Here is a 12266-nt window from a genome sequence, read left to right on the forward strand (position 1 = left end):
TGCGACTGGCGCGAGCTGCACGAGCACCTCGCCTCGGACGACGAGCGTCCAGTGAGATGCGCAAGGGTGAACGTGCTGTGCATGTGAACCGTGGCGGGCCCCGCATCGCTGGAGTAGTTCACGGATTCATATGAAGCGGTCGTCGGGTGAAGCCGCGTCCAGTTGAAGCCGACACCGGCCAAAGGTGGCGGGAAGCGGGTCAGCCGCCGGCGAACGGGGGCAGTACGTCGACGACAGCGCCGGCCGGCAGCGGCTCGGAGTCATCGACCCGGGCTCCGTCGACCAGCACCGAGCACTTCGGCAGGATCGCCGCCAGAGCGGGAAACTGGGCCGACAGCGTGGCGCGCAGCGCGCCCAGGTGCGACGCCTCGATGAAGCGCTCGGCGGCGCCTGCGGCCTCTTCGGCCGCCGCGAAGAATCTGACCTGAGTCATGGTGTCTTCCACGTCGATGCGAGTTCCGAGACCGCACTCGTGGCGTCGCGGATGTCGTCGGCGCTGCCGCCGGCGCGCCCGGCGACAAGACCCGCGACGAAGGCGCTGAACGGGGCAGCGGGTCGTGCCACGCCGTCGGCGACATCTTTGGCGAGGTTGAGGATGAGAGCGATCGGCACGTCGTCCTCGCTGAGGCCGAAGCGCTCGCGCAGAGCGTCGGCCCACTCATCCAGGGCTTCGGGGGGCAGGTGCTGGCTCATGCGTTCTCCTTTGTGAACCTTCTGAAATCCTCCCACGTGTCGATGTCGCCGGCGCTGTCGGCGCGGTCGGGGAGGGAAGCGATCGCCACGTCGGCGAACAGCGCACGCATCGACTTGTCACGCCCCGCGTCGGGGAGGGATGCCGCGGCGCGCCGCAGCACGGGTGTGCGATAGACCGCGGTCAGCCATTGCGGCCGGCTCGAGGGATCGGACAGGCAAGCGCCCTCGGTGTCGGAGGGCAGGAGCAGAATGTCGTGCGCGAGCTGGCGCACAGCCGCATCGACGCGGGGAAGATCGCATGCCAAGACGAACGTCCAGTCGGGATCGGAGTCCGCCGCTGTGGCGGCGAGCGCCGCGACCACGGCGGCCGCAGGGCCGGTGAAGGGCGGATCCTCGCGGACCCAGCGGACGGGAACGGATGCCGCGTCTTCACGTGCGAGAGCTGCCGATGCGGTGTGGCCGGGGGCGCCACCAGCGGCGGCGACGTCGGCGACAGCAGCGTCGGCGGGGGCGCCAGCGGTGGCGGCGGGGGCACCAGTATCGCCAGGGGCAGCGGCGGCGTCGGCGGCCGGCGCGCCCGCCTCGGGCGGCGGTCCCACCGCGACGATCGGATCAGCGCCGACCTCCCGCATGATGGTGACGGCCCGATCGAGCATGCTCATGCCGTTGACGACCAGCCGCGGCTTGTCGATGCCGCCCATCCGAGAGGCGCGACCGCCGGCGAGCAGAATCGCGCCGAAGGTGCCGGGGTGGTGGGAGGTCATGGCTGCGTCGCCTGGGCGGGCCGCACCCACTCGCCCGACTTGCCGCCCGTCTTGGCGATCAGGCGTACGTCGGCGATCGAGGTGGACTTGTCCATGCCCTTGACCATGTCGACCACGGCGAGGGCGGCCACCGAAACGGCGGTGAGCGCCTCCATCTCCACGCCGGTGCGATCGGCGGTGCGCACGGTGGCCTCGATCTCGACCCCTGCATCCACGACCTGCAGATCGACGACGGCGCCGTGCACGCCGATCACGTGGGCGAGGGGGAGCAGTTCGGGCGTGCGCTTGGCGCCGGCGATGCCGGCCACGCGGGCGACCGCGAGCACGTCGCCCTTGGGAACCGAGCCGTCGCGGAGGGCCGCGACCACGGGCTCCGCGCAGCGCACGAAGCCGCGCGCGGTGGCTGAGCGCACCGTCGGCTGCTTCTCGGTGACGTCGACCATGCGGGCGTGGCCCGCGGCATCCAGGTGCGTGAAAGTCATGAGATCAGCATGACATCCACGATGTCACCGGCGGCGACGGCGTCGACGTCGGCAGGGATGACGGCATACGCGTCGGCGCGACCCAGGCTCGCCGCCAGATGCGAGCCTCCCGACGATGACGGGCGCACGCCCGCCGGCTCGATGTTCACCGGGCGATACTGGCGGCGCCCCGCGGGGGTGCGCCAGGGCTCGAGCGCGCGCATCGGCAGGACCGGTCGATCCAGCAGCGCGGCTGTCTGCAGCGCCAGCAGCGCGGGACGGACGAACACCTCGAATGACACGGCCACGCTCACCGGGTTGCCCGGCAGCCCGAACAGCAGCGGATCACCGTCGCCGAACCCCTGCGGCTTGCCGGGCTGCATAGCGACCTTCTCAAAGCGCATCGGCGCGACATTCTTGACCACTTCGTAGGCGCCGGCGCTGACGCCGCCGGTGGTGATCACGAGATCAGCGCCGAGGGCGGATGCCTCGTCCAGCGCGAGACGCAGGCCTTCGCCATCGTCGCTGACCTGCGTACGCATCACCACCTCGGCGCCGTTCTCCCGGCACAAACCGTCGAGCAGCGTGCTGTTCGACTCGGGGATCTGCCCGTGCTCGAGCGGGGTGCCAGGCGGTCGCAGCTCGTCGCCGGTGGAGATGACGGCCACACGAGGCACACGCGCCACGACGACCTCGCACACTCCGGCCGCCGAGACCGCAGCGAGCTGACGAGCGCCCAGTCGCAGACCGGCGCGGAGGATCTCGTCGCCGACGTGGTACTCCTCGCCCCGTGGGCGGATATGGGTGCCCGGTGCCGGCGGGGCGGCGACGACGCTGATGCGGCCGAGCGAATCGGCGAGGCCGCCGGCGGTGTCTTCGAAGGGCACGACCACGTCTGCGGAGGACGGCATCGGCGCACCGGTCATGATTCGAGCCGCCTGCCCCGTCTGCAGCGCCGGGTTCAGCGATGTGCCGGCGGGTAGATCGGCGACCACCTCAAGGGTCACGGGGTGGTCGGCCGACGCGGCGGTGACATCGGCATAGTGCACGGCGAAGCCGTCCATCGCGGAATTGTCGAACAGCGGCAGGTCGACGGCCGCACGCACCGGCTCACGCAGCACGCGCCCGAGTGCGGCGGTCACGGGAACCGTGAGTGCCTCCAGCGGCCGCACCGCGGCGAGAATGCGTTGCCGGTGCTCTTCGACAGTGATCATGCCTGCTCCTTCCGGCGGGAGTTCCACCCGTCCATACCTCCGCGCAGCACCGACACCTGGGCTCCGGCGGCCTGCAAAGCGAGCGCCGCTCGACGCGCACGAATGCCGACCTGGCAGACCATCACCGCGGGGCGGCCGCCCAGTTGCCCGGCGATGGTCTCGGCGTCGGCGAGCAGGGCCGCCAGCGGAACGTGTCGCGCCTGCGCCAGCATCCCGGTCACCACTTCGGCGTCTTCGCGCACATCGATCACCACCGTGTCCTCACCCGGCTCGTCGACCTCGGCGATCTCAGGCACCGTCGCGGGGGCGGGATCGGTCGCACGCGTGGTTCGCAGCGGCGCCTCGCGCTGTGTGCCGGCGAGGGCGTCGATCATGGCCACCCGGCCCAGCAGCGGGCGACCGATGCCGGTGATGAGCTTGAGCGCCTCGGCGGCCATCAGCGCCCCGACCTGCATGCACAGCGGACCGAGGACGCCGACGACCGAACACGCCGGCGCCTGACTACCCGACGGATACAGGTCGCGCAGCCGCACGGGCGCGGCGGGGGCCGGCGGCGCCGACCAGAAGATCGTGACCAGTCCGGCGAACTCCTGCACCGTGCCCCACACCAGCGGCAGATCGAGCCTTTCGCAGGCCGCAGCGACGATCTCGCGGCTGGCGAACGAGTCGGTGCCATCGAGCACGAGATCCACGCCTGCCATCAGATCGGCTGCGTTCTCGTGCGTGAGCCGGGTGCGCACCGGGCGCACACGCGTTTCGGAGAGATCGGATGCCACGCGCTCGGCGCTGTCGGTCTTGGGGCGTCCGACGTCTTGGCGGCGATGGATGACCTGACGCTGCAGATTCGAGGCGTCGACGTCGTCGTCGTCGAACACCACGAGTTCGCCGACACCCGCCGCCGACAGGGCCAGGATCACCGGCGAACCGAGCCCGCCCGCGCCGATCACCGCCACGCGTGCGGCGGCGATCCGTCGTTGACCATCGGAACCGAGCCCGGCCAGTCGTTGGTGGCGGGCGGTGCGCATCTGCTCAGCGTCGCTCAGGGTGGCAAGCGGCTCGACCAGCGGGGGCAGCATGATCCCAGCGTAGTCAGCGGCGGGCTGTGCGGGGCCGCACCCGACCGGGGAAATGGCGTCTCGCGCGGGACCAGGCATAATTCCGCAGCGGCGGAATAATCACGGTCTGTGTACCGCCTGTGCGGTGATAACTTGGCAACATGACCGCAAGCTACAAGATCGCCCAGGCCGCGACGTTGCTGGGTGTGAGCGATGACACCGTGCGCCGCTGGGTGGAGCAGGGGGTCCTCCCGGTCACCGACACGAGTCCGGCAGAGATCCCCGGCGAGGCACTGGCCCGCCGCGCGGTCGAACTCGCCAAGGCGGCGGAAGATCCCACCGATGTGCTCTCCAGCGCGCGCAACAGGTTCACCGGCCTGGTCACGAACGTCATCGCCGACGGGGTGGCCGCTCAGGTCGACATCCAGTCGGGACCGCACCGGATCGTGTCGATGATGACGGCCGAGGCCGTCCGCGATCTCGGTCTGGAGGTCGGTTCCCTCGCTGTCGCGGTCGTGAAGGCCACGACCGTCATCGTCGAAACCCCGCGCGGCTGACGACCGCACACCACGAAAGTGAGACGCACCATGCGCCGTATGACCGCACTTGCCGCTGCCGCGGCATCCCTTGCCCTGCTGCTGGCGGGATGCTCCAGCACCCCCGCGAACACTCCCGCCGCAGACGGCACCGCCGATACCATCAGCGGTGACGTGGCGGTCTCGGCGGCCGCCTCGTTGAAGGGGGCCTTCGACACCGCTATCGACGAGTTCACCGCCGCCCACCCCGACGTGAAGATCACGGCGAACTATGACGGATCGAGCACGTTGGCCACGCAGATCAACGGCGGAGCGAAGGTCGACGTGTTCGCCTCTGCCGACGAGGCGAACATGGCCAAGGTGACCGACCCCGGTCTGGCATCCGATCCGGTGATCTTTGCCCGCAACACGCTCGTGGTCGTCGTCCCGAAGGGCAACCCGGGCGGCGTCACGACGCTGCAGGACCTCGCGAACAAAGACCTCTCCGTTGTGCTGTGCGCACCCGAGGTGCCCTGTGGTGCGGCATCCCAGACGCTTCTGAAGAACGAGGGCGTCACCGTGACGCCGGCCAGTCAGGAGCAGAACGTGACCGCGGTGCTCACCAAGGTGAGCAATGACGAAGCCGATGCGGGCATGGTGTACAAGACCGATGCGGCCACCACCGACCAGGTGGACTCGTTCGTACCCGACGGGGCCGACCAGGTCGTGAACTCCTACCCGATCGTCGTGCTCAAGGATGCCCCGAACAAGGCGGCCGCGCAGGCGTTCGTCGACTTCATCACCGGTGCCGACGGCCAGAAGATCCTCGACTCGTTCGGATTCGACCAGCCATGAGAAAACGGGGATACGCGCCGCCGGTCCTCGCCCTTCCGGCGCTGATCGGCCTCGCGTTCCTCGTGCTGCCGCTGGTCGCATTGGTCGGCAAGGTGCAGTGGTCGACACTGTGGACCGACATCACCTCGGCCGAGGCGCTGGACGCGCTGAGCCTGTCGGTGACCACGGGCCTGGTCGCCACGATCGTCTGCATCATCCTCGGTGTGCCGCTCGCTCTGCTCATCGCACGAGCGGGCGGCCGCCTGGCCTCGGTGCTGCGCGCCGTGGTCACCGTGCCGCTCGTGCTGCCGCCCATGGTGGGTGGGCTCGCGTTGCTGTTCCTGTTCGGACGATCGGGCTGGCTGGGGTGGACCGGATGGCAGATTCCGTTCACCACGACGGCGGTGATCATGGCGCAGACTTTCGTGGCTCTGCCTTTTCTCGTGCTCGCCCTCGAGGGCGCCCTGCGCACCTCCGGCATCGCGTATGAGCAGACCGCCGCCGCCCTCGGGGCCGGGCGCTGGACGATCCTTCGGCGGGTCACCCTGCCGCTGGCAGCCCCCGGCTTGCTCTCGGGTGTGATCCTCTGCTTCGCGCGTGCGATCGGGGAGTTCGGTGCGACCGCACTGTTCGCCGGCAACGCCCCAGGGGTCACCCAGACCATGCCGCTGGCCATCTACACCGCCTTCAACGGTGCCGGGGTCACCCAGGGGTCTGCGGTCGCCCTCTCGCTGCTGCTGCTGGTCACCGCCATCACCGTGCTGCTGCTGGTGCGCGCGTGGCGGCCGAGCTCGCCATCCTCGGCCGTGGAGGGCGTGGGATGACCGGCGCGACGCTCGACGCCCACGTGCGGGTCGACCGGGGGCGCTACGTGCTCGACGCGCAGCTGCACGTCGACGCCGGTGAGGTCGTGGCGGTGATGGGTCCCTCGGGTGCAGGCAAGTCCACGCTGTTCGGTGCCGTCGCCGGATTCGTGCCGTTGACACAGGGGTCGGTGCAGCTGGACGGGCAGACGGTGGATGCCGCCTCCGGACCGCACGTCGAACCGCGCCATCGCGGGGTGGTGCTGCTCGGGCAGGAGCCCCGGCTGTTTCCGCACCTGTCGGCCCGGGAGAACATCGCGTTCGGGCCGCGGGCCCGGGGCGCGGCCCGCGCGGCCGCGCGCGGCGACGCCGACACCTGGCTGGAACGCGTGGGACTGGGCGGGCTGGGTGGTCGACGTCCGGCTGAGCTGTCGGGCGGGCAGCAGCAGCGGGTCGCTCTCGCACGAGCACTGGCCACCGCGCCCCGTGTGCTGCTGCTGGATGAGCCTCTCACCTCGCTCGACCCCGAGACGGCGGGAGAGATCCGTACGCTGCTGAGCCGCCAGATCGCCGACACCGGGACGACGGCCATTGTGGCCACGCACGACGCGGCCGATGCGGCATCCTTGGCCACCCGGCTGGTTGTGCTCGAAGCGGGTCAGGTCACGCAGGTCGGTGCGGTGCATGCGGTGCTGGATGCCCCGGCCACCCCGTTCGTCACGGTCATCGCCGGTACTCTGCCGCGCGCCGAGGTCGAGGGGTGGGAAGCGCGCATCGTGCGAGTCGAGCAGGACGGTGGCGCCGTCCAGGCGCATGCCCGCACGGCCGACGGTGGTGAGGTCGTGCTTCATCTGCCGGCCGGCACCGTCGTCGCCCTCGGTGCGACCGTCACGGTGCGCTGAGGGTTTTGCCCGGTCGTCGCCGGCAACCTCCGCCTCCCGCCGGTGGCTTCCGCCGGGTGGATGTCGTGCTCGACTCCCACTGAAAATCACGCCGCGGGGTTCGGCCCCGGCGGATCGGAAAGCGGGTACCGTGGGAACTGCCGAGGGTGCAGCGCCGCGCCCTCTCCGGAGGTTGAGATGGGCAGGATCACCACCCGTACCAAGATCGTCCGCGTCGTCGTCGGAGCCGATCCCGATGCCGCCATGGTGCGCCGGATGGACACCTTGGCAGCCGAAGAGCCGCTCGAGATCCGCGTGGGCGGCGCACCGCTGACCGTCACGATGCGCACGCCCGGCAACGACGTGGAGCTGGCCGCCGGGTTCCTCGTCTCGGAAGGCGTGATCTTCCGCGGCGAGCAGTTCGCCTCGGCGATCCACTGCGGTGGACCGGGCACCAGTGGGCCGGCAATCGGATCGCTCGGGTTGCGGACGATCGCCGGTTCCGACGGCGGCAACACCTACAACGTGCTCGATGTCGCCCTGGCACCGGGGACACCGCCACCCGATCCGGCACGAGCCCGCCATTCGTACACGACCAGCGCCTGCGGAGTGTGCGGCGCGGCATCCATCGATCAGGTGACCACCGCGTCGGCGTTCGACGTCTCGAGCGATCCGATGCGAGTGGATGCTGCGGTGCTTGCGCGGCTTCCCGAGGCCCTGCGGGCGCAGCAGGCCGTGTTCGACAAGACCGGTGGGCTGCACGCCGCCGCACTGTGCGACGCGCAGACCGGCGAGGTGCTCGTGGTGCGCGAAGACGTGGGACGCCACAACGCGGTCGACAAGGTCGTGGGCTGGGCCCTGCTGCACGATCGGCTGCCGTTGCGCGGCACGGTGCTGCAGGTGTCGGGGCGGGCCAGCTTCGAGCTCGTGCAGAAGGCCGTGATGGCCGGGATCCCCGCACTCTCGGCGGTTTCGGCCCCGTCGTCGCTCGCGGTGGAAATGGCCGAGCGGTCGGGGCTCACCCTGGTGGGATTCGTGCGCGGCGAGTCGATGAACGTGTACGCACGGCCCGATCGGGTGCGCACCGACGCGCTCGTTCCGGCATAAGCGGATGCTTGCAAATGCATAGGAACGTTGATATGTCTGAGGAAGAGAAAACCACCGGCGACTCGTCGCTGAGCCTCCGGCGGAGTGGACGTGCGAAGGAGCGTGGTTCACGATGACCGCGAAAGCGCTGGTAGACGACATCACCGAAGACGCCACGGCGATGGAGGTGAGTGAGCCGCGGCACTGGGCAGCGGGTTTGCCGGGGATCACGCATGCAATGGGCCCGGCCATGGCTGACATGGGGGTGGGCCGCGCGCTGACGCTGCTCACCGACATGAACCAGAAAGACGGCTTCGACTGCATGAGCTGCGCCTGGGCCGATCCCGAAGAGCGCAAGACCTTCGAGTTCTGCGAGAACGGCGCCAAGGCGGTGACCTGGGAGGCCACTCCGGTCACGATCCCGACCTCGTTCTGGGCCGAGAACTCGATCTCGAGCCTGTTGGACAAGTCGGAATACTGGCTGGGCATGCAGGGGCGGCTCGTCGAGCCGTTGTACAAGCCGAAAGGCAAGGACAACTACGAGCCGATCTCGTGGGACGACGCGTTCACGCTGATTGCAGATCGCCTGAAGGCGATGGACTCGCCGAACGAGGCGACTTTCTACACCAGCGGCCGCACCGCGAACGAGACAGCCTTCGCGTACCAGCTGCTGGCGCGTGCGTTCGGCACGAACAATCTGCCCGACTGCTCGAACATGTGCCACGAGTCGACGGGTCTGGCCATGGGGCAGACCATCGGCATCGGCAAGAACACCATCGCGTACAAGGACTTCGCGAAGGCCGACCTCATCATCATCATGGGGCAGAATCCCGGCACGAACCATCCGCGCATGCTCACCGCACTCGAAGAGGCCAAGGAGGCCGGTGCCGAGATCGTCGCGGTGAACCCGCTGCTGGAGGCAGGGCTGGTGCGGTACAAGAACCCGCAGAAGGTCAAGGGCATCATCGGCCATGGCACCGGGATCGCCGACCAGTATCTGCAGATCCGCGCCGGCGGCGATGGCTGGCTGATGAAGGCCATCTCGCAGCGCGTGTTCCAGGCCGAAGACGCGAACCCGGGCACGGTGCTCGATCACGCGTTCCTCGACGAGCACTGCTCGGGGCTGGAGGAGTTCCGTGAGCATGTGAAGGACCTCGACGCCGAGATGGTGCTGCGGGCGACCGGGCTGACCACCGCCGAGATCGACGAGCTGGCCGAACGCTACCTGCGCGCCGACAAAGTGGTCATCACCTGGGCGATGGGGCTCACCCAGCACAAGGACGCGGTCAACATCATCAAGGAGGTCATCAACCTGCTGCTGTTGCGCGGCAACATGGGCAAGCCGGGCGCCGGCGCATCGCCGATCCGCGGGCACAGCAATGTGCAGGGGGATCGCACGATGGGCATCTGGGAGAAGATGCCGCCCAAGTTCCTGGATGCGCTGCAGCGTGAATTCGGCTTCGACCCGCCCCGCGAAGACGGGTACGACGTCGTCAAGGCCGTCGAGGCGATGCAGACGGGCAAGACGAAGGTCTGGATCTCGATGGGCGGCAACCTCGTCTCTGCGGTCTCCGACACCCACGCGGCAGAGAAAGGCTTCAGCACGGTCGGGCTGAACGTGCAGATATCGACCAAGCTCAACCGCAACCACCTCACCGTCGGCGACGAGGCGATCATCCTGCCGGTGCTCGGGCGCACCGAGGTCGACATGCAAGAGGCCGGCGAGCAGATGCTGTCGGTCGAAGACTCGGTCTGTGCCATCCACGCCACGCGCGGCAAGGTGAAGCCGATCTCTGATCAGCTGCGCTCCGAGATGTCGGTGGTGGTCGGCATCGCGCGGGCGCTGTTCGGCGACTCCGGCCCGATCGACTGGGCGGCGTTCGAGAAGGACTACGACGTCATCCGCGACCACATCGAACACGTCGTGCCCGGATTCGACGATTTCAACAAGCGGCTGCACGAAGACAACGGCTTCATCCTGCCGCATGGTCCGCGCGACTCGCGCACATTCCCCACCGCGACCGGCAAGGCCATGATCACCGTCAACGATCTGGAGTACATCGAGTGCCCTCCGGGCCGCCTGCTGCTGCAGTCGATGCGCGCGCACGATCAGTTCAACACGACGATCTACAGCCTGAACGACCGGTACCGGGGCATCAAGAAGAGCCGCCGGGTGATCTTCGTGCATCCCGACGACGTGAAAGAGCTCGGCATCGCCGATGGTTCCCTGGTCGACGTGCACAGTGAGTTCTCCGACGGCGTCGATCGCTCGGTGCACGCGTTCAAGGTCGTCGCCTTCCCGACATCGCGCGGCTGCGCGGCGACATATTTCCCCGAGGGCAACCCTCTGGTCCCACTGGGATTCACTGCGATGGGCAGTAACACCCCGGCGTCGAAGTCGGTCGTGGTACGCCTCGAACCACTCCCCGCGGCAGGCGATTCAGACGCGACCAACGCGTCGGGCTCGCTTGCGACGGCCGAGCACTGAGCACGGAAGGGGCACCCGAACGGGTGCCCCTTCCGCGTGCTCGGTGATGTGATCCGCACAGAGAAAGGACAATGATGTCTTCGAGCAGGGATGCCGCAGTCCGAAAACCGACCGCCGGACGATGGTGGATCGTCATCGCCGCGCTGCTGCTGCAGTTCTCGATCGGCGCTGTCTACGCGTGGAGCGTGTTCGGCAAGGCGCTGGCCGAGCCGACGGCGATGAACCTCACCACTTCGCAGGCGTCGCTGACGTTCACGGTGACGATCGGCATGATCTTCATCGGCAGCTACGTCGGCGGCAAGGTGCAGGACCGCACCGGCCCGCGCCCGGTGGCGCTGACCGGCGGCATCATCTACGGCATCGGCTGCATCCTGGCATCGTTCGCGGTGTCGCACGATGCCAGCCTGCTGTGGCTGCTCGTGCTCGGCTACGGGGTGATCAGTGGTTTCGGGCTGGGCTACGCCTACATCGTGCCCATCGCGATGCTGCAGAAGTGGTTCCCCGACAAGCGAGGTCTCATCACCGGGCTGGCGGTGGCCGGCTTCGGCTTCGGCGCCGTGGTGACCGCCCCGGTCGCCCAGTGGCTGATAGCGATGACGCCCACCGAGCCGAACCGCGCGTTCCTGCCGCTGGGCATCGGATACATCGTTCTTGCGGTCGTGGGTGCGTCGTTCTTCCGCAACCCGCCGCAGGGCTACACGGTTCCGGGCTGGACGCCGGCGGTGAGCGGGCGCACCCGTGACGCCTACAAGCAGTTCACCGAGCAAGAGGCGCTGCGCACCCCGCAGTGGTATCTGCTGACGGCGATCCTCACCCTGAACGTGACCGTGGGCATCGCCCTGATCGCACAGGCGGCCGCCAGCGCGCGCGACATCGCCGGCTATGACGTGGCCGGGGCGGCGGCCCTGGTCGGCGTGCTCGCGCTGTTCAACGGCGGTGGGCGGATCTTCTGGGCGTGGGTGTCGGGTTTCACCGGCCGCATGACGGCCTTCGGTCTGATGCTGGGCCTGCAGGGGGTGTGCCTGCTGATAGTGCCGCACGCCACCAATGCGGTGCTGTTCTTCATCCTCGCGGCGGTGGTCTACCTCTGCTACGGCGGTGGATTCGGCACGATGCCGGCCACGGCCGGCGACTTCTTCGGGGTCAAACACGCCGGGGCCATCTATGGCCTGATGATCATCGGGTGGAGCCTGGGCGGCATCATCGGACCGCCGATCATCGCCGCGCTGATCGGTGAAGGCAAGAACTATGTGCTCGGCTACACCGTGATCGGCGTCATCGCTCTGGTCGCGCTGATTGTGCCGGCGGTCACCCGGATGCCGCGGCCGAAGGAAGGCGGAGGAACGGCACCGGCCGTCGAGGTCGAGACCGACGGCCTGGCCTCGGCCGACTGAGTCGGCCGGTTGCGGGCACGCGACAAGGCGAAGGGCCGGTCACCCCTTCAGGGGTGACCGGCCCTTCGCCTTGTGTCA

13 protein-coding genes are annotated in these 12266 nt (G+C 68.9%); 7 read left to right on the forward strand and 6 right to left on the reverse strand.

Features of this window, described 5'->3' with window-relative positions; all coding sequences use genetic code 11:
* Positions 1 to 199: 199 nt before the first annotated feature.
* The 6 genes from ET475_RS11445 to ET475_RS11470 are packed head-to-tail and all read right to left on the reverse strand — an operon-like array spanning position 200 to position 4208.
* A complete protein-coding gene (locus ET475_RS11445; protein ID WP_129390157.1) occupies positions 200 to 433 on the reverse strand; it encodes a MoaD/ThiS family protein in 234 nt (77 codons plus the stop codon).
* Positions 430 to 693 carry a DUF6457 domain-containing protein gene (locus ET475_RS11450; RefSeq protein ID WP_129390160.1) on the reverse strand — a complete coding sequence of 88 codons (264 nt, stop codon included), beginning with the start codon at positions 691 to 693 and terminating at the stop codon, positions 430 to 432. The genes ET475_RS11445 and ET475_RS11450 overlap by 4 nt, the downstream gene beginning before the upstream one ends.
* Entirely contained in the window at positions 690 to 1457 is a 768-nt protein-coding gene (gene mobA / locus ET475_RS11455) for a molybdenum cofactor guanylyltransferase (RefSeq protein WP_129390164.1), read from the reverse strand. The genes ET475_RS11450 and mobA overlap by 4 nt, the downstream gene beginning before the upstream one ends.
* Positions 1454 to 1939 carry a cyclic pyranopterin monophosphate synthase MoaC gene (gene moaC / locus ET475_RS11460; protein WP_129390167.1) on the reverse strand — a complete coding sequence of 162 codons (486 nt, stop codon included), beginning with the start codon at positions 1937 to 1939 and terminating at the stop codon, positions 1454 to 1456. The genes mobA and moaC overlap by 4 nt, the downstream gene beginning before the upstream one ends.
* Positions 1936 to 3132 carry a molybdopterin molybdotransferase MoeA gene (locus ET475_RS11465; RefSeq protein WP_129390170.1) on the reverse strand — a complete coding sequence of 399 codons (1197 nt, stop codon included), beginning with the start codon at positions 3130 to 3132 and terminating at the stop codon, positions 1936 to 1938. Before ET475_RS11465 ends, moaC begins: the two co-directional genes overlap by 4 nt.
* Complete coding sequence (locus ET475_RS11470; protein ID WP_242497606.1) at positions 3129 to 4208, reverse strand: ThiF family adenylyltransferase; 1080 nt, start codon at positions 4206 to 4208, stop codon at positions 3129 to 3131. Before ET475_RS11470 ends, ET475_RS11465 begins: the two co-directional genes overlap by 4 nt.
* 140 nt (positions 4209 to 4348) lie before the next feature.
* Between ET475_RS11470 and ET475_RS11475 the strand changes: the two genes are divergently transcribed.
* From ET475_RS11475 to ET475_RS11505, 7 genes are all read left to right on the forward strand, one after another.
* Entirely contained in the window at positions 4349 to 4744 is a 396-nt protein-coding gene (locus ET475_RS11475) for a TOBE domain-containing protein (protein ID WP_129390176.1), read from the forward strand.
* 39 nt (positions 4745 to 4783) lie between these two features.
* Positions 4784 to 5557 (forward strand): molybdate ABC transporter substrate-binding protein, encoded by a 774-nt coding sequence (gene modA / locus ET475_RS11480; RefSeq protein ID WP_340638583.1) that lies wholly within the window; start codon positions 4784 to 4786, stop codon positions 5555 to 5557.
* Entirely contained in the window at positions 5554 to 6360 is an 807-nt protein-coding gene (gene modB, locus ET475_RS11485) for a molybdate ABC transporter permease subunit (RefSeq protein WP_129390182.1), read from the forward strand. The genes modA and modB overlap by 4 nt, the downstream gene beginning before the upstream one ends.
* A complete protein-coding gene (locus ET475_RS11490) occupies positions 6357 to 7241 on the forward strand; it encodes an ABC transporter ATP-binding protein (protein ID WP_129390185.1) in 885 nt (294 codons plus the stop codon). The genes modB and ET475_RS11490 overlap by 4 nt, the downstream gene beginning before the upstream one ends.
* 177 nt (positions 7242 to 7418) lie before the next feature.
* Entirely contained in the window at positions 7419 to 8327 is a 909-nt protein-coding gene (gene fdhD, locus ET475_RS11495; RefSeq protein ID WP_129390188.1) for a formate dehydrogenase accessory sulfurtransferase FdhD, read from the forward strand.
* A 112-nt stretch (positions 8328 to 8439) separates the two neighbouring features.
* Complete coding sequence (locus ET475_RS11500; RefSeq protein ID WP_129390191.1) at positions 8440 to 10794, forward strand: FdhF/YdeP family oxidoreductase; 2355 nt, start codon at positions 8440 to 8442, stop codon at positions 10792 to 10794.
* Between the two features lie 71 nt (positions 10795 to 10865).
* Positions 10866 to 12188: an L-lactate MFS transporter gene (locus ET475_RS11505; protein ID WP_242497607.1), complete on the forward strand. Its 1323-nt coding sequence runs from the start codon at positions 10866 to 10868 to the stop codon at positions 12186 to 12188.
* Positions 12189 to 12266 lie beyond the last annotated feature (78 nt).

Origin of the sequence: Microbacterium protaetiae (assembly GCF_004135285.1) — a bacterium.
In the GTDB taxonomy this organism is placed as follows: Bacteria; Actinomycetota; Actinomycetes; order Actinomycetales; family Microbacteriaceae; genus Microbacterium; species Microbacterium protaetiae.